Origin of the sequence: Nonomuraea sp. NPDC049709 (genome assembly GCF_040674815.1) — a bacterium.
In the GTDB taxonomy this organism is placed as follows: Bacteria; Actinomycetota; Actinomycetes; order Streptosporangiales; family Streptosporangiaceae; genus Nonomuraea.
Window position 1 is genome coordinate 16,548 of sequence record NZ_JBFANM010000055.1, and the last position, 19,310, is coordinate 35,857.

Annotated in this window: 16 protein-coding genes; 12 read left to right on the forward strand and 4 right to left on the reverse strand. The window is 72.7% G+C overall.

Translation table 11 applies throughout. From position 1 onward, the window contains the following. Positions 1 to 753 precede the first annotated feature (753 nt). Positions 754 to 960 carry a cold-shock protein gene (locus tag AB0J69_RS41585; protein WP_139637865.1) on the forward strand — a complete coding sequence of 69 codons (207 nt, stop codon included), beginning with the start codon at positions 754 to 756 and terminating at the stop codon, positions 958 to 960. Positions 961 to 1,048: 88 nt separating this feature from the next. On the opposite strand, the gene AB0J69_RS41590 is transcribed toward AB0J69_RS41585, so the two are convergent. Then, positions 1,049 to 2,329, reverse strand: a complete 1,281-nt coding sequence (locus tag AB0J69_RS41590; RefSeq protein ID WP_364129676.1) for a GAF domain-containing SpoIIE family protein phosphatase — start codon at positions 2,327 to 2,329, stop codon at positions 1,049 to 1,051. Between the two features lie 439 nt (positions 2,330 to 2,768). Between AB0J69_RS41590 and AB0J69_RS41595 the strand changes: the two genes are divergently transcribed. From AB0J69_RS41595 to AB0J69_RS41605, 3 genes are all read left to right on the forward strand, one after another. Continuing rightward, positions 2,769 to 4,364 (forward strand): FAD-dependent oxidoreductase, encoded by a 1,596-nt coding sequence (locus AB0J69_RS41595; protein WP_364129679.1) that lies wholly within the window; start codon positions 2,769 to 2,771, stop codon positions 4,362 to 4,364. Between the two features lie 141 nt (positions 4,365 to 4,505). Then, a complete protein-coding gene (locus tag AB0J69_RS41600) occupies positions 4,506 to 5,717 on the forward strand; it encodes a cytochrome P450 (protein ID WP_364129682.1) in 1,212 nt (403 codons plus the stop codon). Between the two features lie 39 nt (positions 5,718 to 5,756). Then, positions 5,757 to 6,851 carry a Glu/Leu/Phe/Val dehydrogenase dimerization domain-containing protein gene (locus tag AB0J69_RS41605; RefSeq protein WP_364129685.1) on the forward strand — a complete coding sequence of 365 codons (1,095 nt, stop codon included), beginning with the start codon at positions 5,757 to 5,759 and terminating at the stop codon, positions 6,849 to 6,851. Here the strand turns inward: AB0J69_RS41605 and AB0J69_RS41610 are convergent. Then, positions 6,827 to 8,272 (reverse strand): FAD-dependent monooxygenase, encoded by a 1,446-nt coding sequence (locus AB0J69_RS41610; protein ID WP_364129688.1) that lies wholly within the window; start codon positions 8,270 to 8,272, stop codon positions 6,827 to 6,829. The genes AB0J69_RS41605 and AB0J69_RS41610 overlap by 25 nt on opposite strands. A 75-nt stretch (positions 8,273 to 8,347) precedes the next feature. On the opposite strand from AB0J69_RS41610, the gene AB0J69_RS41615 reads away from it, so the two are divergent. Next, complete coding sequence (locus AB0J69_RS41615) at positions 8,348 to 8,530, forward strand: hypothetical protein (protein WP_364129691.1); 183 nt, start codon at positions 8,348 to 8,350, stop codon at positions 8,528 to 8,530. Positions 8,531 to 8,736: 206 nt separating this feature from the next. On the opposite strand, the gene AB0J69_RS41620 is transcribed toward AB0J69_RS41615, so the two are convergent. Both AB0J69_RS41620 and AB0J69_RS41625 read right to left on the reverse strand, forming a co-directional pair. Then, the gene (locus tag AB0J69_RS41620; RefSeq protein ID WP_364129694.1) at positions 8,737 to 8,943 is read right to left on the reverse strand and encodes an SDR family oxidoreductase; all 207 of its coding nucleotides are present in this window, start codon (positions 8,941 to 8,943) and stop codon (positions 8,737 to 8,739) included. Next, positions 8,901 to 9,560, reverse strand: coding sequence for an SDR family NAD(P)-dependent oxidoreductase (locus AB0J69_RS41625; RefSeq protein ID WP_364129696.1), 660 nt, complete (start codon positions 9,558 to 9,560; stop codon positions 8,901 to 8,903). The genes AB0J69_RS41620 and AB0J69_RS41625 overlap by 43 nt, the downstream gene beginning before the upstream one ends. Before the next feature lie 305 nt (positions 9,561 to 9,865). Between AB0J69_RS41625 and AB0J69_RS41630 the strand changes: the two genes are divergently transcribed. From AB0J69_RS41630 to AB0J69_RS41660, 7 genes are all read left to right on the forward strand, one after another. Next, positions 9,866 to 10,291, forward strand: a complete 426-nt coding sequence (locus AB0J69_RS41630) for a TetR-like C-terminal domain-containing protein (protein WP_364129698.1) — start codon at positions 9,866 to 9,868, stop codon at positions 10,289 to 10,291. A 397-nt stretch (positions 10,292 to 10,688) separates the two neighbouring features. Further along, positions 10,689 to 11,930 (forward strand): extracellular solute-binding protein, encoded by a 1,242-nt coding sequence (locus tag AB0J69_RS41635; RefSeq protein WP_364129700.1) that lies wholly within the window; start codon positions 10,689 to 10,691, stop codon positions 11,928 to 11,930. 18 nt (positions 11,931 to 11,948) lie between these two features. After that, entirely contained in the window at positions 11,949 to 12,827 is an 879-nt protein-coding gene (locus tag AB0J69_RS41640) for a sugar ABC transporter permease (RefSeq protein ID WP_364129703.1), read from the forward strand. Further along, complete coding sequence (locus tag AB0J69_RS41645; protein WP_364129705.1) at positions 12,814 to 13,638, forward strand: carbohydrate ABC transporter permease; 825 nt, start codon at positions 12,814 to 12,816, stop codon at positions 13,636 to 13,638. The genes AB0J69_RS41640 and AB0J69_RS41645 overlap by 14 nt, the downstream gene beginning before the upstream one ends. A gap of 27 nt (positions 13,639 to 13,665) precedes the next feature. After that, the gene (locus tag AB0J69_RS41650) at positions 13,666 to 15,096 is read left to right on the forward strand and encodes a cellulase family glycosylhydrolase (RefSeq protein WP_364129708.1); all 1,431 of its coding nucleotides are present in this window, start codon (positions 13,666 to 13,668) and stop codon (positions 15,094 to 15,096) included. A 14-nt stretch (positions 15,097 to 15,110) separates the two neighbouring features. Then, positions 15,111 to 16,355, forward strand: a complete 1,245-nt coding sequence (locus AB0J69_RS41655) for an ROK family transcriptional regulator (protein WP_364129711.1) — start codon at positions 15,111 to 15,113, stop codon at positions 16,353 to 16,355. Next, positions 16,352 to 19,261 (forward strand): AAA family ATPase, encoded by a 2,910-nt coding sequence (locus tag AB0J69_RS41660; RefSeq protein WP_364129714.1) that lies wholly within the window; start codon positions 16,352 to 16,354, stop codon positions 19,259 to 19,261. The genes AB0J69_RS41655 and AB0J69_RS41660 overlap by 4 nt, the downstream gene beginning before the upstream one ends. Positions 19,262 to 19,310: the final 49 nt, after the last annotated feature.

The following is a 19,310-nucleotide window of genomic DNA, read 5'->3' on the forward strand; positions in this document are numbered from 1 at the left end:
ACTTATATAAGTCAAGGGTGAACAAGAAGCCCCCGGTGTTCGGGGAGCGGGCGGCGCCTGCGGCGGCGACGAGCGGCATCCGCGCCCGGGCGCGGATCGCCGCTCGCGAGGGCGCGCGTCGCCAGGCGGGTGGGCGAGCGCGGAGATCTGGTCGGCGGCTGAGAGGGGGAGTCGATCGGCCGGCACGGCACGCCCAGCGGTGCCGCTGTACGGGGTGGGCCGAAGGGCGGGATCCGTTCCCGTCGCGCGACCACCAGCGGCTTCAGTGCCCGGATCTCCCCGGAACAGCATAAATGCGGGAATAGTGCGATTCATCGAATGTCTTGGCGCCGTCTTGGTCGCTCCCGCCGCGCCACGAGTCCGTCTCCAAGTCGGCGCCAACGGCCGGCGCCGAGTGGCGGGTGGGCCGGTGCGGCCCCGCCCTCCGGCGGAGGGGTGTCGGCGGCGGCGATGGGGCCGGGTGGTCGGCTGGGGCGCGTGTGCCCGCCAGGGAAAATGCGCGTAAATCACCGCAAAAATCTCATACCACGCAACGACAAAACTGATCCGTCTCCTACGCCGTGCACGGCGGGCGTGTGCTAGCCTGTTGGGCGTTGCAGTTGTGTTACCCATAAAGACTTTTTGTGCGCCTGAGCAGTGCTTGGGTTTCGGGCGCGTTTTGTTTGCCGGTCATTTCCGGATGGGCTCATCGCGGCGACACGGAATCCGCGCAGTGCGAATTTCGTTTTCCTGCACTATCTCAAGGAGATTGACATGGCAACCGGAACCGTGAAGTGGTTCAACTCGGAAAAGGGCTTCGGCTTCATCGCGCAGGACGGCGGCGGCGCCGACGTCTTCGCTCACTACTCCAACATCGTCGCCAACGGCGGCTACCGCGAGCTCACCGAGGGACAGAAGGTGTCCTTCGACGTCGTCCAGGGCCAGAAGGGCCCGCAGGCGGAGAACATCGTGGCCGCCTGACCTGGCGCATGCCATGAGGGAGCCGGGCCCGTACCTACGGGCCCGGCTTCTTCGCGTAGTAGACCAGGCGTAGACCAGGCCCGCTCCGTCATGCGGTCGGCCGCTCGTCCGGAAGCTGCACGGCCAGCAGCGCGATGTCGTCCTCGTTGGCCTTGTCGGCCAGGGTGATCAGCTCGTCGCAGATCGTCTGCACGTCCGCGCCGGCCAGCGTGCCCGCCTGCCTGCGCAACCTGGTCATGCCCCGGTCCAGCGGCTCGGTGCGGCGCTCGATCAGCCCGTCGGTGTAGAACAGGACCGTCGAGCGCGGCGGCAGCGCCTCGACCGCGTCGGCACGGGAGAGGGTGGGGTCGAGGCCGAGCAGCGCCGAGCGCCCCTCCTCCAGGAACCGGGTGCCGCCGTCACGGGTGATCAGCAGGGGCGCGGGGTGACCGGCGTTCGCCCAGCGCAACCGCCACGGGCCCGTCGCAGGGCCTTCCAGGTGGGCCAGCACCATGGTGGTGAGCAGGTTACCGCCCACTCCGCCGAGCACCCTGTCGAGGTGGGACACCACCTGGCTCGGCTTCTCGCGGCCGTCGAAGGCCAGCGCCCGCAGCATGTTGCGGACCTCGCTCATCTGCGTGGCGGCGGTGATGTCGTGGCCCTCCACGTCGCCGATCACCAGGGCGGGGGTGCCGTCGGAGAGCCGGAACGCGTCGTACCAGTCGCCTCCCACCTGCGACGACTCCCGGGCCGGCAGGTATCCGGCCGCCAGGCGGAGCGGGCTGATGTCGGGGAGCCTGGGCAGCAGGGAGTGCTGGAGCCGGGTGGCCATCTCGTGCTGCAGGCCGTACAGGCGGGTGTTGTCGACGGCGAGGGCGGCGCGATGGGCGAGATCCTCCACGATCGGGACATCCGCGTCGGTCAGGGGCGAGCCCGGTTCGAAACGGGCCAGGGTCAGCGCGCCGAGCGCGTTGCCGCGTACGCGCAGCGGGGCCACGATCGCGGAGTCGGCGGCCAGCAGGCGCCGCAGCCGCGTGCGCGCCTCTCCGAGCTCGACGTCGGCGGGGGTCGTCCCGGGAGCCGTGAGCAGCAGCGCGCCGGACGTGCGCAGGATCGGCAGGAGGAGGTCCTCCAACTCCAGGGGCAGCGGCCCGGTCTTGCTGTGCAGATGGGCGAAGCGCGTCTCCGGGCCGCTCATCGCCACGCTGACCCGCCGCACCGTCTCGCCCTCGACCAGGTCGACCGCGCACCAGTCGGCCAGACGGGGCACGAGGATCCTCGACAGCCGCCGCAGCGCGGTGTCGCCGTCCAGGCTGCTGGTCATGGCCAGGGACGCCTCCGAGAGCACGCTCAGGTAATCATGGATCTCCAGCCCCATCACCGCCTCCATCCCACCACGATCATTCCATGGCCACCGGGCGGGGAGACGCGACCCGCGAGCGGGATCGGGTGGCGCGAGACGGATCGGCTCCCCGAGCGACCGCCCGTGTCCTTGGCGTGCCTGCCCGCCGTGGGCGGGGGCGCGGGCATCCGCCGCTCGCTCGCGCCATGGGCGGGCTGTGGTCGGCCGGCCCGTGACCACGCCGAGCGGGCGCTGGGCCGGTACACCGAGCTCGGCGTACCGGAGCCGGCGGGATCGGGACGCTCCTGGCGGGGTTGAGCCGAGGCGCCGGGGCGGGAGGGTAGCCGCAGCCCTCCGGCCTGCAAAGACCAGGGAATGATCACCGCTGCCGGGCTACGGGGCGGCGCTGCCGGGGTAGGCCCACACGGGCCGGGAGCCCGCCACGGACGAGCGGGCGCGCGTGCTCGCTCGACGGGGGAGTGGCCTTGTGAAAGTCGTCGTCGACCTGACGCGCTGCCAGGGATACGGGCAGTGCGCCTTCCTCGCGCCGGACGTCTTCACCATCCGGGAGGAGTCGCTCCTGTACGACCTGGACCCCGGCGACGAGCATCGCGAGCACGTGCTGCGCGCGACCGCCGCCTGCCCGGTCCAGGCCATCCACCTCGACCGGTCGGACACGCTGCCCGTCCCGCCGCAGGAGCGCCCGCCGGCCGGGCGGAGCGGCGACGGCCGCATCGTCATCGTCGGGGGCTCGCTGGCCGGGGCCCGGGCCGCCGGTGTGCTCAGGCGGGAGGGCTTCACCGGGCCGCTGACGGTGATCGGCGGCGAGCGCCACGAGCCGTACGACCGGCCGCCGCTGTCGAAGCAGGTCCTCACCGGGCAGGTGCCGTCCGACCACACCATGCTGCCCCGCCTGCGCGAGGTCGAGGCCGAGTGGCTGTGGGGGACCAAGGCGACGGGGCTGGACGTGGCGGGCAAGCGGGTGCGGCTGGCCGACGGCCGCGAGATCGCCTTCGACCGGGTCCTGCTGGCCACCGGCACCCGCGCCCGGCCCTGGCCGAACGAGGCCGAGGCCGCGCTGGAGGGCGTGCACACGCTGCGTACCCTGGAGGACGCGGCCCGATTGCGCCAGGCGCTGGCCGCCCGCCCGCGCCGGGTGCTCATCCTCGGCGCCGGGTTCACCGGCTGCGAGATCGCCTCGGTCTGCCGCGAGCTGGACCTGCCGGTGACGGTCGTCGAACGCGGCCCCGCACCGCTCGTCAACGCCCTGGGCGGCGTGATCGGCGACGTGGCGGCGCAGCTCCAGCGCGAGCACGGCGTGGACCTGCGGTGCGACACGACCGTCACGGCCCTGGAAGGCGACGCGGACGGGCGGCTGCGCGGGGCCCGCCTGTCCGACGGCAGCACGGTGGAGGCCGAGGTGGCGGTCGTCGCGCTCGGCTCCATCCGCAACGTCGAGTGGCTGCGGGACTCGGGGCTGGCCGCCGGCGTGTGGGGCGTGGCCTGCGACGCCGGCTGCCGCGCCGTGGACACCAACGGCCTGGTCACCGACGACATCTTCGTCGCCGGCGACATCGCGCGTTTCCCGCACCCGCTCTACCAGTACCAGTTCATGACGCTGGAGCACTGGGGCAACGCGGTCGCCCAGGCCGAGATCGCCGCCCACAACATGGTCAGCGACCAGGCGCACCGCTGGCCGCACCTGTCGGTGCCGGTGTTCTGGTCCAGCCAGTTCGGCGTCAACATCAAGTCGGTCGGGGTGCCCACCTTCGCCGACGAGATCCTCATCACGCAGGGCTCGACGGACGAGCGGCGCTTCGTCGCCGTCTACGGGTACCAGGGGCGCGTCACGGCGGCGGTCACCTTCGACCAGGGCATGTGGCTGGAGTTCTACCAGCGGCTGATCGAGCGGGCCGCGCCGTTCCCGCCCGAGTTCCGCCACGTCGACCAGCGCGGGACGGCGGGGCCGGTGCCGGCGCGGGTGCCCGAACGGCTGGTCGCCACGGCGGGGGCGACCGTCGTGGTGACCGGGCACGACCCGGCCGAACGCCGCGCCTCCCTGCTGCACACCCCGCACAGCTGACCCCGATCGCCGGACAGCAGAGAGCCCGGACAGCACGGCGTTCAGACAGCACAGCGTTCAGACAGCACGGCGTTCACAGCACAGCGTTCAGACAGCACAGCGTTCAGACAGCACAGAGCCCAGGCAGGAGTGATGCGGGCCATGACATCGCAGAGCGTCTTCGAGCGGATCCTCGATCCGGCCGGCCGCGCCGATCCCTACCCGCTGTTCGGGCAGCTCCGCGCGACGCCGGTGGCGCGGCAGGAGGACGGCACGTACGTCGTCAGCACGTACCGCGAGATCGTCGAGCTGCTGCACGACCCGCGCGTCAGCTCCGACCGCCGCAACCTCGCCTCCGCGGCCGAGCCGCCGGATCGCTACCCGGCGTTCATCGGGCTCGACCCGCCCGAGCACGACCGGCTGCGCCGCCTGACCATGCGCCACTTCGGGCCGCCGCATTCGCCCGGCCTGGTCGACGGACTGCGGCCGGCGATGCTGCGGATCACCACCGAGCTGATCGACGGCATCGCGGGTAAGCGCCGGGCCGACCTCGTCGACGAGGTCGCCTACCCGCTGCCGGTCGCGGTGATCTGCCGGGTGCTGGGCGTGCCGCAGGAGGACGAGCCGCAGTTCCACGCGTGGGCCGACCAGATCATCGAGACGCTCGGGCCGGGCGAGGAGGACCGGGCCGAGCGGGAGCGGGAGCGCCAGGCCGTGTCCAAGCAGCTGGAGGGCTACCTCGCCGGGCTCGCCGAGGTCCGCCGGGAGCAGCCGGGGGAGGACCTGCTGTCCGGGCTCGTCACGTACCGGGGGGCCGACGGCGCCATGACGCCGCAGGAGGTCGTCTCCACCTCCGTGCTGCTGCTGATCGCCGGCCACGAGACCACGATCAACCTCATCGCCAACGGCATGCTCACCCTGCTGCGCCACCCGGACCTGCTGCGGCGCGTCCGCGACGAGCCGGGGCTGGTCGTGCCCACGGTCGAGGAGCTGCTGCGCTACGAGCCGCCCGTGCAGATCATCTCCTCGCGGACCGCCCTCGACGACATCACCATCGCCGGCACCACCATCCCGGCCGGATCGCCCATCGTCCTGGCGCTGGCCGCGGGCAGCCGTGACCCGGCCCACGTGAGCGACCCCGACCGCTTCGATCCCTGCCGCCCGCGCAACGAGCACCTGGGCTTCGGCGGCGGTGTCCACTACTGCTTCGGCGCGCCGCTGGCCCGGCTGGAGGCCCAGATCGTGCTGGCCGAGCTGGTCCGCCGGCTGCGCGATCCCCGGCTCGTCGCCGACCCGCCTCCGTACCGGCCGAGCCCCGTCCTGCGCGGGCCGCGGCACCTGCTCGTGGACTACGACGGCGTCGATCCCGCGTGAGAGGGTGAACGCGTTCGTCGACGCGCACGAGGAGCACAAATGAAGATCGTGGAGCTGACCTCGGTTGATGGGTACATCGCCTTCGACCTGGACTGCCCGTTGAGCGCGGGAGGCACCCGCCTGGCCCCCGACGTCACCCGTCACGAGGCCGAGCTGCTGGCGCGGGCGATGACGTACAAGTTCGCCGTGCTCGGCGAGCGGATCGGCGGGGCCAAGGCGGTGCTGCGCGCGAAGCCCGAGGAGCGCGCCGAGACGGTGGCCCGATACTGCCGGGAGATCGCCCCTCTCGTGGCGAGCAACACGTTCCTCACCTCCTCCGACCTGGGCACCCGTACGGAGGACTTCGCCACGCTGCCCGGCTACCGCGCGGACTCCGTCATGCACCAGGAGGCCGACGGCGCGCTGCTCGACACGACGGTGACCGGTCTCGGCGTGGTGGCCGCCGCCGACACGGCCCTCGGCGGACTCGCCGGGCGCACGTTCGCCGTCGAGGGGTTCGGCAAGGTGGGCGGCGCCGTGGTGCGGGAGGCCGCGCGGCGGGGGGCGCGGATCGTCGCCCTGTCCACCGTGTACGGCTGCGTGGCCGACGAGTCGGGCCTCGACGTGGCCGCGCTGCTGGAGCTGCGCGCCGAGCACGGGGACGCCTGCGTCACCCGGCTCGGCCTGCCCGTCCTGCCCGCCGGGCAGCTGTACGAGGTGGCCGCGGACGTCCTGGTGCCCGGAGCGAGGACCGGGGCGCTGAACGCCGCACGAGCCGCCCGGGTGCGCGCCCGCGTGGTCGCTCCGGCGGCCAATGTCCCCTACACCCCGTCCGGGCTGCGCACGCTGCGCGAGCGGGGCGCCGAGCCGCTGGCGGACTTCGTCTGCGGCGCCGGGGCGACGATCGGCTACCTCGCCGAGCTGGCCGGCCGGCTGACGGACGCCGACTCCCTGCGGGACCTCGTGGCGGAGAAGGTCGGCCTGCTCACGGCCACGGCCCTGGAACACCCCGGCGGCGCGTTCGCCGGCTCCCGCGCGCTGGCGGAGGAGTTCCTGGCCGCCTGGTGCGAGCCCGCCGGGCTGCGCGAGGGGCCGCCGCTCGCACCGGAGCAGGCCGTGGACGGCCGGGGTCAGGCGTACAGCCAGTCGACGTAGGTGTCGTCCCGGGGGTCGCGCACGCGGAACAGCTCGTTGCGCAGCAGCCGGCCGACGCCGTCGAGGTGCCACATGTCTCCCCAGATCCGCGCGGTGTCCTGCACCCGCGCGGTGCGGACGGTGCGCTCGGCCTCGTAGCTCTTGAGCGCGCCGGCCAGGTCCGGCTGCGCCCCCAGCTCGGCGGCCAGGCAGTACGCGTCCTCGATCGCCTGGCACGCCCCCTGGGCGAGGTACTGCAGCATGGGATGGGCGGCGTCGCCGGTCAGCACCAGGCGGCCGTCGGTCCAGCGGGAGATCGGCCGCCGGTCGTACATCGGCCAGCGCCGGTCCCGCCACAGGGACCTCAGGCTCTCGTGCACGGCCGGGCCGCAGTCCGCGAAGGCCGCGTCGAGCTCCTCCGGCCCGCCCCAGTCCTCGGCTCCCGGCTCGTAGGACGGCGACCTGAAGACGGCGACGGTGTTGAGGATCTCGCCCCGGCGCAGCGGATAGCGCACCAGGTGGCAGCCGGGGCCGATGTGCACGACCACGTTCCGGGCGGTCTCCGCGTCCAGGTCGCGGTCGAGCTCGGCGATGGGGAAGGCGCCGCGGTAGGCGACGTAGCCCGAGCAGATCGGCTCGTCGTCGCTGAACCTGGCGCGCAGCCGGGAGCGCAGCCCGTCCGCCACGACCACGAGCCCCGCCGCGTGCTCGCCCAGGGAGCTGTGCACCACGGCACCGTCCGCACCGGGGACGGCGTCGAGCACCGCACAGCCGGGCACCAGCTCGACGCCGGCCCGCAGGCAGGCGCGGGCGAGGATGTCGAGCAGGTCGCCGCGGTGGATGGCCACGTACGGCGCGCCGAAGCGGGTCTCGAAGGCGTCGTCGAGGTCCAGGTGGGTCAGGTCGGTCCCGTCGAGGGCGTCCTTGAACAGCAGCCGGCGCGGGGTGACGCCGGCGTCGAGAACCTGCCGCAGCAGGCCCCATTCCTTGAGGATGCTGGTGGCGTTGGGCGCCATCTGCAGCCCGGCGCCGACCTCGGCGAACTCCGGAGAGCGCTCCAGGACGCGTACGGTACGCCCGGCCCGGGCCAGGGCGTGGGCGTCGCGAACGGCCGGTCCGGGCCAGGGCGTGGGCGTCGCGAACGGCCGGCCGCCCAGGCCCGGGTTGGCCGGCGCGATCGCCCGCCGCTCGCCGCCGCGCCCCACCGGGACCAGCTCGCCCGCCCGCTCCGCCATCGGCAGCAGCGCGGTCCACCGCCACGGGTGGGGCACCGCCTTGGACCTCGGGGACAGCGGCATGAGGTCGCCGATCTCCGTCCACAGCGGGATCAGCATTTCTCGCTCGAAGCCGCGGTACAGCGCCTCCAGCTCCGGCGTGCGCTCGGGCTGGTCCGCGGCGTCGGACGCGACGACGGCCACTGGCGAGCCAACGGTGAAGGTCATGGGCCAGGGCCTTTCGTGGGGTCGGAGGGTTTCAGGATGTCCTGTTTTCTGCTCTCCGGATAAGCTCTTTCTGCTATGAGGAACAAGCCGCCGTACGCGCTGTCCTCCGTGGACCGCGCGCTGCTGCTTGCCGCGCTGCTGCAGCAGGAGGGCCCGATGCGGGTGACCGACGCGGCGGAGCGGCTCGGCGTGTCCGCGCTCCGGGACGGCCGGCTCACGGGCGCCCGGCCGGGCCGCACCCTGCGCCGCGCCATCTGATGTCACGTCTGATATCACATGCTCGGAGGGAGGGGGTTTGTTCCCTCGCGGCGAGTTCAGCCGACATCATTTTGCGCAATATATGCGGCATGACAGCGAATAAAGCGAAATCTTGCTCCTGCGGTCACGGATCCTCCTGCTCGTGCGCCAGCGGCTGCAGCTGCGGCTGCAACTCCTGATCCACGACGCCCGGATCAGCCGCTGGATCAGATGAGGCCCCCGGTGCGGACCGTGGCGGTGACGCCGCCGTCGACCAGCAGATCGGTCCCGGAGACGTAGCTCGTCGCGGGGTCGAGCAGGAACGCGGCGGCGGCCGCGATGTCGCCGGCGGTGCCGACGCGCTTGGCGTTGGAGGCCTCGATCATCGCCTTTATGACGGCGCCGTGCTCGCCGCTGAGCTCGGACTGTCCCATGAGCGTCGCGATGACCCCGGGGCTGATCGAGTTGACCCGGGCGCCCTGGCTCCCCAGGTGGTGCTCGCGGCCTGGACGCGTAGCAGGTTGGCCTGCTTGGCGAAGCCGTAGCCGTGGCCGGGGTGGGCGAAGTTCGACTCGGCGGTGATCGGCAGGGACAGCAGCTCGTCGGCCGGGGTCGTGGCCAGTCGCAGGGTGTCCTCGGGAGCGAAGGCGGGCTGGAAGTGACCGGCCATGCTGGCGATGACCACGCCGGCACCGCCGGGAGCGACGACCTGGCCGAACTCCTCCAGCACCAGGGCGACCCCGAGCAGGTCGACGGCCAGCACGGCGCGTACGGGAGCCTGCACCGGAGACAGCCCGGCGGTGTGCACCACGGACCGGACCTCGTCGAGCGAGGCCGCCCGCGCGGCGAGCGCGGCGACCGACTCGCGCGAGGAGACGTCGACCACCTGGGAGGTGACCTCGTACCCCTCGCCGCGCAACTGCCCCGTCACCGACTCCAGCAGCTCTTCGTTGAGGTCCGCCGCCAGGACGTGGGCGCCGGTGCCCTGCCGGCGGGCGATGGCCTGGCCCATCCCGCCGACGCCGATGACCACCAGCACGTTCCGCGTCATGGGGTCGCCCTCTTCCCGATGAGTGGCGGCGATGCCGAAGGGCCCCCGGCGTACACCGCCATAATCCGACAGATGCCGGTTTTCCGGCATCTGTCGGGGGAACAAAGCCTGTTCAGCAACCGTCGGACCGCCGCGTCCACCGTTCCCGTGCCGCGCTGGAGACCGCGCTGCTGGAGCTCATCAAGGACCGTGACCTGTCACAGATCACGATCCTCGACCTCACCAGGCGGGCCGAGGTCAACCGCTCGACCTTCTACGAGCACTACGGCAGCGTCGGCGACCTGGCGGCCGGGGCGTGCGAGGCGATGTTCGACGAGGTGATGGCCGCCGCCCCCGTGATCGGCGGGCACCGCGGGACCCTCGACGAGGGCCTGGCCGCCAACGCCCTGGCCGAGGTGTTCGCGCACGTCGCCGAGCACGCCCACCTGTACCGCGCGCTGGTCGGCGACGGCGGCAGCGCCCGCGTCATCAACCACATGCACGACCGGCTGGCCATCTCCATCCACGTCAACCTGAGCGGCGCCGGGGACGGCCGGGGCACCCATGCCGACGACCCGTCAGAGATCCCCCACGACCCCGTGGCGGCCTTCCTCGCCGGCGCTCTGCTCGGCAACATCCTCGACTGGCTGCGCCGTGGCTGCCCCGGCACCGCGGGGCAGATGAGCGCCGCGATCTGGCCCCTGCTCCACGGTGCCGCCACCGCGGCCGGGGCGGTGCCGGCCGCCCTGTGACGGCTGGCCCGGCCGCCCCGTGAGGCGGTGGTCGCGCCGGATCCAGGTGACGACGCGGGGGCCGGTCGGCCGGCCCGGCCGATCCCGACGGATCCGGGTGGTGGACGGTCGGTCCGCTTCCGGGCGGGGGCACCGGGGGCGGCGGGGCCGTTGGAGATTCATTCGGGCCTCCTCGAATCTTGACGGTTGCCAGGATCCGCCTCCTCGACGTACTTTGTCTATGGCTTAGGCTAAGTCGGCTATAAACGGTGAGGAGGCGGCATGCGAAGGGAACCCGGTAAGTGCCCTCCACCCGCGCGTGCGCCTCACCGTTCATGGAGGATCTCGAACGGGCCGGGAATCCCGGCCCGGCCCAGTGCCCGGATTCCGTTTCCGCCGCCTGAGAGGGATCACTCCGATGAGAAGAGCTAGTTGGGCGCTCGCCGCCGCGGGCTTACTCGTACTCACCGCCTGCGCCGGTCCCGGCCCCGAGGCGAACGCCGGCGGCGCCCCCAAGGAGCTGACCGTCTGGATCATGGGCGACAGCTCCGCCCATTTCGAGCAGCTCGTCAAGCCGTTCGCCGACCGGAGCGGCATCGGCGTCGACACCGTCGCCATCCCGTGGGACTCCGTCGACCAGAAGTTCACCACCGCCGTGGCGTCGGGCAACGGACCCGACGTCCTGCAGATCGGCCTGTCGAAGCTGCGCACGTTCGCCGACTCCGGGGCCCTGCTGGAGCTCGACGAGCGGACGCTGAAGGACCATCCGGGCCTCGCCGCGGCCAACTTCCTCGACGGCGTCGCCGGATTCGCCACGACGGACGGCGGCGACCCCGTGAGCGTCCCGTGGGTCAGCGACACCCGCGTGCTGTTCTACCGGACCGACATCCTCGCCGACCGGGGCCTCACCGAGCCGCCCGCCACCTGGGACGAGGTCCGCGCCCACGCCAAGGTCCTCGCCGGCCGGGGCAAGGGCCGGTACGGCTTCCACATCCCGCAGTGGGACAACGCGCTGCCCGTCATCATGACCTGGACGCAGGGCGGCCGGATCGTCGACGCCGCCGGTGCGATCGACTTCGACACCCCCGAGTTCCGCAAGGCCGTCGACATCTACACCGGCCTGTACGCCGACGGGAGCGTGCCGGCCGACCCCGACTTCGACCAGGTCCAGGGCTTCGTCTCCGGCGTGACCCCCATGCTGGTCTCCGGCCCCTACCTGGGCGGCGCCATCGCCGCGGCCGCGCCGGAGCTCGACGGCAAGTGGGCGGTCGCCCCGATCCCGGGCGGCGCCGCGCGTACCTCCCTGCTGGCCGGCTCCAACCTCGCCGTGTGGCGCGCCAGCGACAACCGGGACGGCGCCCTGCGGCTCCTCGACCACCTCTCCCAGCCACAGACCCAGCTGACCTGGTACGCGCTCGACGGCCAGCTCCCCGTGACCAAGGCCGCGCTCGGGGACCCGAAGCTCACCTCCGACCCGCTCACCGCGGTGTACGCCGCGCAGCTGGCCGACGCCAACCCCCTGCCGCCGGTGCCCAACTGGGACGGCGAGACCGGAAAGGCCCTCCTCGACACCCTCAACTCCATCGTCCTGACCGGCGCGAACCGCGACACCGCCCTGCGGGACCTGTACGCGGCGACCAGCGGCACGTCGGCCGGCTGACCGGCGCCGGGAACCACCATGAGACAGCCTCTCGCCCCCTACGCCTTCGTCGCCCCGGCGCTGCTCCTGCTGCTCACCTTCGGAGTCCTGCCGATCCTGGTCGCCCTCCCGGTCAGCGTCACCGACCTGAACCTCGGGGGCCTGGCCGACTGGTCCAGGGTCGGCTTCGCCGGCCTGGACAACTACCGCCGCCTGTTCGCCGACCACGCCTTCTGGCAGGCCCTGGCCAACACCGGGATCTTCGTGCTGATCGGCGTGCCCGCCGTGATCGCCGTCTCGTTCGTGGCCGCCCTCCTGCTCCACCGGAGCGAGAACCGCTTCTTCCGGGCGCTCAGGGCGTTCTACTTCGTCCCGGCGATCACCGCGATCGTCGCGGTCTCGCTCGTGTGGGGCTACCTGCTCAACACGCAGTTCGGCCTGGTCAACCATCTGCTGTCGATCGTGGGGCTGCCGCCGGCGCGGTGGCTCGGCGACCCCGTGCTGGTGAAGCTCTCCGTCACGCTCGTCGCGGTCTGGCGCGGCACGGGGCTGAACATCATCATCTTCCTCGCCGCGCTGAAGGCCATCCCCCGGGAGTACCTGGAGGCCGCCGAGCTCGACGGCGCCTCCGAGCTGCGCAAGGTCGTCTCGATCGTCATCCCGCTGCTGCGGTTCGCGGTCTTCTTCGTCGCCGTCACCACGGTCATCGCCTGGCTGCAGTTCTTCGACGAGCCCTTCGTGCTCACCAAGGGCGGGCCGCTCGGCGAGTCGACGAGCATCTCCCTGTTCCTCTACCAGAAGGGGTTCGCGGCCGGCCAGTTCGGCTACGCCGGCGCCGGGACCGTCGTGCTGTTCGTGATCATCGCCGGGGTGACCCTGATCCAGCTGCGCGCGCGGAGGTCCGATGCGGATCGTTAGCCCGCGCGGCCTGACCGTGACCATCGGCGTCGTCCTGAGCGCCGGGGCGCTGCTGACGGCGTTCCCGTTCCTCTGGATGATCTTCGGGTCGGTGAAGCCGCACTCCGAGGCGGTCGGCCACCCGCCCCGGATCCTGCCGGAGGAGCCCACCCTCCGGTATTTCGCGCAGCTGTTCGGTGAGCTGGACTTCGCCCGCTACCTGATCAACACCGTCGTGGTCGTGCTGATCAGCATGGCGGGGGTGGTCCTCATGGCGATGGCCGGATACGGGTTCGCCAAGTTCCGCTTCCGGGGCCGTGGCCTGATGTTCTTCCTCGTGCTCGCCACGATGATGGTCCCGGTGCAGGTGACCATGATCCCCACCTATCTCGTCCTCAACGGCATGAAGCTGACCGACACCCTGGTCGGCATCGCGCTCCCGGGGCTGGTGTCGGGGTTCGGCGTCTTCCTGTTCCGGCAGTTCATGGTCACCGTCCCCACCGAGATGATCGAGGCGGCGCGCATCGACGGGGCCGCCGAGGCGCGCATCTTCTGGCGGATCGTCCTGCCGCTGTCCAGGCCGGTCATGGCCGTCCAGATCATCCTGACCTTCATCGGGGCGTGGAACAGCTTCCTGTGGCCGCTGATCATCGCCGGCGACGAGCGGCTCTACACCCTGTCGGTCGGGGTGTCGCTGCTGAACCGGCAGATCGCCACCAGCCCGTCGCTCCAGATGGCCGGCTCGACTCTCATGGTCGTGCCCGTTCTGATCGTCTTCGTCCTCTTCCAGCGTCACATCGTGCGGGGATTCACCCTGTCCGGTCTCAGGTAAGGCCCTCTAGGAACACAAGGAAGCTCCATGACCAATCGTTTCGCCGGCTTCGTCCGTGCCAGCGGCACCGAGCTCGTCGACGGCTCGGGCACCCCGCTGCTGCTGCGGGGCATCGGCCTCGGCAACTGGCTGCTCGCCGAGGGCTACATGTGGAGGTTCGGCGACGAGATGAATTCGGCCCGCCTGATCGAGCGCCGGGTGGAGTCCCTCGTCGGCCCCACCCGGGCCGCCGAGTTCTGGACCAGGTTCCGCGCCGCCTTCGTCGCGGAGGAGGACATCGCCGCCATCGCCCGCATGGGCTTCGACCATGTCAGGGTCCCGCTCAACTCCCGCGAGCTGATCGACGCGGACGGCGCCTTCCTCGGCGGCTTCGCGTACATCGACGACCTGCTGCGCTGGTGCGCGACCCACAACCTGTGGGTGCTGCTCGACCTGCACGGGGCGCCGGGCGGGCAGACGGGCACCAACATCGACGACTCCCCGAACGGCATGCCCGAACTGTTCATGGACGAGCGCTACCGGCGCCTGACGATCCGCCTCTGGGAGGAGATCGCCCGGCGGTACGCGGACAACCCCGTCGTGCTCGGCTACGACCTGCTGAACGAGCCGCTGCCGAACGAGTGGCAGCACCTCTACCCCGACGAGCTCGTCGCCCTCTATCGCGACCTGACCGCCGCGATCCGCGCGATCGACCCCGCCCACCTGATCATGTACGAGGGCTCCCACTGGGCGACGAACTGGTCGATCTTCACGGAGGTCTTCGACCTCAACTCCGCCCTGCAGTTCCACCGCTACTGGTGCCCGCCCGACCGGGCGAGTATCCAGCCGTACCTCGACGTCCGGGACCGTCTCGGCGTGCCCGTCTACATGGGAGAGGGCGGTGAGAACACCCCGGAATGGATCTACACCGCGCACCGGCTGTACGAGGGGCACGGGATCGGCTGGAACCTCTGGCCGTGGAAGAAGCTCGACACGCTCACCTCGCCCGTCTCCGCCCCGCTCCCCGAGGACTGGTCGCTGATCGCCGATCCGGACACGACGGTGGAACCCGGCCGGGCCTGGAAGATCCTCGAGGGTTTCCTCGACTGTGTGGCGCTGGCCGCCTGCCAGGAGCGTACGGAGATCGTCAACGCCGCTTTCGGGCGGGCCCCGCTGCGGATCCCCGCGTGGGGGTTCGTCGACGGGTCGCCGGAGTACCGCGACAGGTTCGCCGGGTTCGGCCTCGAGGGCATCTGGCACCGTTCCTCCGGCCGGCCGTACACGGAGGCGGAGCTGATGCCCATGACCCTCGACGCCGGGGACGAGCTGCACTTCCCGCTCGAAAGCCGGCCGGCCGGCTGGCAGGCCGACTCCGACGAGCCGGCCGCGTTCGAGATCTCCTGGCAGGAGGGCCGCCTGGTCGTCCGCGCGACCAGGACCGCGCGACTGCGCGCCCTCGACGTGACCGCGGCCGGCTGAGACGGGCGAGGAACATGAACGTCGAATCCGGCGGCGGCCGGCGCGTCACCTCGCTCCCCGAGGTGTCCACGGTCACCACCCTGCGGCAGCGGAACCGAGCGCTGGTGCTCAAGCAGGTCATCCTCGCGCAGGAGACCACCCGCGCCGACATCGCCAGGGAGAGCGGCCTGTCCACGGCCTCGGCCGGCAACCTCGTCGCCGAGCTGATCGCCGCCGGCCTCGTCGAGGAGCGCGGATCGGTGTCCTCGCGGGGCGGCCGCCCGATCACGCTGATCGGCCCCCGTGCCGAGAGCGCGATCACGATAGGCGCCGACATCGGCGAGCGCGGCGTCGCGGTGGAGATGTTCGACCTGGCGATGAACCGGATCGACCGCGAGTTCCGCGGCGGCGCCGAGGACGAGGACCCCGAGCGGATCGGGGTCGACATCCACGAGGCCCTGGAGGCCCTGCGCGACCGCAACGCCCGCCGGTGGCCGACCCTGCTCGGCATCGGCCTCGGCCTGCCGGGCATCGTCGAGACCGCCCCTGACGGAGGCCAGATCCTGTACGCCCAGAGCCTCGGCTGGCCGCCCGTCCCGGTCCGGTCCCTGTGCGACGTCGGAAGCATCTCCGTCCTGGCCGAGAACGGCGCCAAGATGCAGGCCCGGGCCGAGCACTGGTTCGGCAACGCCCGCGGCACCGGCCACGCCCTGGTCGCGCTGCTCGGCAGGGGCGTCGGGCTCGGCGTCGTCACCGGGGGCCAGGTGGCCTACGGCGCCCACTCCAGCGCGACGGAGTGGGGGCACATGGTGATCGAGCGCGGCGGCCGGGTGTGCCGGTGCGGCAACCGGGGGTGCGTGGAGGCGTACCTCGGCTCCGACGCGATCCTGTCCGCGTGGCGGGCCAGGGGCGGCGTCTTCGAGGGCACCGGCTGGCGGGCCGTCGGCGAGCTCATCGCCACGGCGCACCGCGGCGACCCGGTCGCGGGCGAGATCGTCGAGGACGTCGTCGACTGCCTGGGGGCCGTGCTGGGCGGCATGGTCAACCTGGCCGGTCCGGAACGGATCGTCATCGGCGGCTGGGTCGGCCTGCGGCTCATGGAGTCGCTCGGTGACCGCATCACCGCCGCGATCAAGAAGTACAGCCTGTCCAGACCGGGCGGCCAGTTCCAGTTGCTGGTCGCCAAGTTCGGGGGTGACGCCGTGGCCACCGGCTCGGCGCTGTTGCCCCTCGAAGCGCTCATCGCCGCCGATCCCATGTCCGAAAGGGGACCCAGATGAACGGCTTACGCGAGGCGAGCTCCTCCCTTGGACGACTGACCATCGATCCGCGTCCCGCGCATCGTACGGTCCTCACCCCCATGCTGGATCCCCGCCGGGCCGAATGCGAAAGGCTCGACCGGCTGGTGGCAGCGGTCCGCTCCGGCGAGAGCCAGAGCCTGGTGTTGCGCGGAGAGCCGGGCGTGGGCAAGTCGGCCCTGCTCGAATACCTGGTGGATCGGGCCGAGGGATGCCGGGTGGCGCGCGCCGCGGGCATCAGGTCCGAGATGGAGCTGCCGTACGCGGCGGTGCACCAGCTCTGCGCGCCGATGCTGGACCGGCTCGACCGGTTGCCGGAGCCGCAGCGGGACGCGCTGGCCATCGCCTTCGGCCTGTCCGCCGGGCCGCCGCCCGACCGGTTCCTGGTGGGATTGGCCGTGTTGACCCTGCTCACCGACGTGGCGGAGGTCCAGCCGCTGGTGTGCGTGATCGAGGACGCGCAGTGGCTCGACCGGGCCTCGGCGCGGACGCTCGCGTTCGTCGCGCGGCGGCTGTCCGCCGAGTCGGTGGCGTGCGTGTTCGCCGTCCGCAGCGGCGGCGACACGTACGACCTGGCCGGCCTGCCGGAGCTGGCGATCGGCGGCCTGCGGGAGGAGGGCGCGCGGGCACTGCTGCACTCGGTGCTTCCCGGCCCGCTCGATCCGCTGGTACGGGACCGGATCGTCGCCGAGGCGCACGGCAACCCGCTGGCGCTGCTGGAACTGTCGCAGGCGATGACACCCGCCGAGCTGGCCGGCGGCTTCGGCCTGCCGGACGTGCAGGCGCTGCCCGGCTGGATCGAGGAGAGCTACCGGCGGCGCCTGGACCCGCTGCCGCCGGACACCCGCTGGTTGCTGCTGGTCGCGGCCGCGGAGCCGCTCGGGGACCCCGTCCTGGTCTGGCGGGCGTCGGCGCGGCTCGGCGTCGGCACGGTCGCGGCGGGTGCGGCGGTGGCGGCCGACGTGTGCGAGTTCGGCGCCCGGGTGCGGTTCTGCCACCCGCTCGCGCGTTCGGCGGTGTACCGGGCCGCGGCGCCGGAGGAGCGCAGGCGGGCGCACCACGTACTGGCCGAGGCGACCGACGCCGGGACCGACCCGGACCGCCGGGCCTGGCACCGCGCGCACGCCGCCGCCGAGCCCGACGAGGAGCTCGCCGCCGACCTGGTCCGCCTGGCCCCCTGCGCGCAGGCCCGCGGCGGCCTGGCCGCGGCGGCCGCGTTCCTCCAGCGGGCGACCGAGCTGACCCCCGAGCCCGCCCGCCGCACCGAACGCGCGCTCGCCGCGGCACGGGCCAAGCAGGACGCGGGCGCGCCGGAGGCCGCGTCCGGCCTCCTCGGCGTGGCGCTCTCCGGCCCGCTCGACGACCGGCAGCGGGCCCACGCGGCCATGACGCACGCCGGGATCACGTTCACCGCCGACCACGGGAACGCCGCCCCGCCGCTGCTGCTGCAGGCCGCGCACCGGCTCCGGCCGCTGGACCGGGCACTGGCCCGCGGGGCCTATCAGGAGGCGTTGACCGCGGCGATGTTCGCCGGCCGGCTGGCGTCCGGGGACGGGGGCCTGCTCGACGTCGCCGCCGCCGTCCGCGCGGCGTCGGCCGCTTCCCCGGTGCCCGGGCGCGCCGAGGACTTGCTGCTCGACGGGCTGGCACTGCTCTTCACCGCGGACGCGGGCACGGCGGCACCGGTGTTGCGCCGCGCCGTGTCCGCCTTCCTCGACCCCGCAGCCCCCGACCCTTCGGGACCTACGGGAGCCTCCGTCGCTCCGGGACCCACCGGACCTGTCGAAAGCCCCCGAGGAGATGAACTCCAGCAGCTCGGCCTCGCCTCCATCGCCGCCGTGGCCCTGTGGGACGGTGACGCCTGGAGGGAGCTGGCGGAGCGGCACGCCGGCCTGGCGCGGGACACCGGCGCGCTCGCCGAGCTGCCCCTCGCCCTCGGCTCGCGCATCACGGTGCACCTCTTCGAGGGCGAGCTGGACCAGGCGGCGTCGCTGAGCGCGGAGGTACAGGCGATCACCTCGGCGACCGGGCTGCGGATGACCGACCGGGGCGCCCTCGCGCTCGCCGCGTGGCGCGGCCGTGCGGCGGAGGCCGAGGAGCTGATGCGCACGAGTTCGAGCGAGGCGGCCTCCCGCGGGGAGGGCGCCGGGATGACGGTCGCCGACTGGGCGAGAGCCGTGCTCTGCAACGGCCTGGGCCGGTATGACGAGGCCCGGGCGGCGGCCGGGCGCGCCTGCGCCGACCCGCAGGCCCCGGGCGCCCCGTCCCAGTGGGCGCCGGCCGAACTGGCCGAGGCCGCCGCCCGCAGCGGTGACCTGGAGCTGGCCCGCCGGGCGGTCAAGCAGCTCGCCGAGGCGACCCGTGGCAGCCGGAGCGACTGGGCTCTCGGGATCGAGGCCCGTGCGCGAGCGCTGGTCAGCGAGGAGGGTGCGGCGGAGAGTCTCTACCTGGAGGCGATCGACCGGCTCGGCCGCACCCGCCTGCGCCCCGACCTCGCCCGCGCCCACCTCCTCTACGGCGAATGGCTCCGCCGCGAACGCCGCCGGGTCGAGGCCCGCCAGCAGCTCCGTACCGCGCACCGGCTGTTCACCACGATGGGCATGGCGGGCTTCGCCGAGCGGGCGGAGCGGGAGCTGCGGGCCACGGGGGAGAACTCGCAGCGGCGCGGCGTCCCGTCCGGTGGCGACCTCACCCCTCGCGAGGGCCAGATCGCCCGGCTCGCCACCGAGGGCCTGACCAACTCGGAGATCGGCAGCCAGCTGTTCGTCAGCCCGCGTACCGTCGAATACCACCTCAGCAAGATCTTCGCCAAGCTCGACATCACCTCGCGCAGCCAGCTCGACCGCGTCCTGACCGACGACCACGTCCATGGCCGCCGCGCGGGCTGACCGCCCGGCGGCGCGCTGCGGGTGCTTCACGCGCTACGGACGCGCCGCG

Bases quoted from the DNA above. Each gene is read 5' to 3' on its own strand.
- AB0J69_RS41585 (WP_139637865.1), top strand. From the start codon at position 754: ATGGCAACCGGAACCGTGAAGTGGTTCAACTCGGAAAAGGGCTTCGGC.
- AB0J69_RS41590 (WP_364129676.1), bottom strand. From the start codon at position 2,329: ATGGAGGCGGTGATGGGGCTGGAGATCCATGATTACCTGAGCGTGCTC.
- AB0J69_RS41600 (WP_364129682.1), top strand. From the start codon at position 4,506: ATGACATCGCAGAGCGTCTTCGAGCGGATCCTCGATCCGGCCGGCCGC.
- AB0J69_RS41605 (WP_364129685.1), top strand. From the start codon at position 5,757: ATGAAGATCGTGGAGCTGACCTCGGTTGATGGGTACATCGCCTTCGAC.
- AB0J69_RS41610 (WP_364129688.1), bottom strand. From the start codon at position 8,272: ATGACCTTCACCGTTGGCTCGCCAGTGGCCGTCGTCGCGTCCGACGCC.
- AB0J69_RS41615 (WP_364129691.1), top strand. From the start codon at position 8,348: ATGAGGAACAAGCCGCCGTACGCGCTGTCCTCCGTGGACCGCGCGCTG.
- AB0J69_RS41620 (WP_364129694.1), bottom strand. From the start codon at position 8,943: ATGGGACAGTCCGAGCTCAGCGGCGAGCACGGCGCCGTCATAAAGGCG.
- AB0J69_RS41625 (WP_364129696.1), bottom strand. From the start codon at position 9,560: ATGACGCGGAACGTGCTGGTGGTCATCGGCGTCGGCGGGATGGGCCAG.
- AB0J69_RS41630 (WP_364129698.1), top strand. From the start codon at position 9,866: ATGTTCGACGAGGTGATGGCCGCCGCCCCCGTGATCGGCGGGCACCGC.
- AB0J69_RS41635 (WP_364129700.1), top strand. From the start codon at position 10,689: ATGAGAAGAGCTAGTTGGGCGCTCGCCGCCGCGGGCTTACTCGTACTC.
- AB0J69_RS41640 (WP_364129703.1), top strand. From the start codon at position 11,949: ATGAGACAGCCTCTCGCCCCCTACGCCTTCGTCGCCCCGGCGCTGCTC.
- AB0J69_RS41645 (WP_364129705.1), top strand. From the start codon at position 12,814: ATGCGGATCGTTAGCCCGCGCGGCCTGACCGTGACCATCGGCGTCGTC.
- AB0J69_RS41650 (WP_364129708.1), top strand. From the start codon at position 13,666: ATGACCAATCGTTTCGCCGGCTTCGTCCGTGCCAGCGGCACCGAGCTC.
- AB0J69_RS41655 (WP_364129711.1), top strand. From the start codon at position 15,111: ATGAACGTCGAATCCGGCGGCGGCCGGCGCGTCACCTCGCTCCCCGAG.
- AB0J69_RS41660 (WP_364129714.1), top strand. From the start codon at position 16,352: ATGAACGGCTTACGCGAGGCGAGCTCCTCCCTTGGACGACTGACCATC.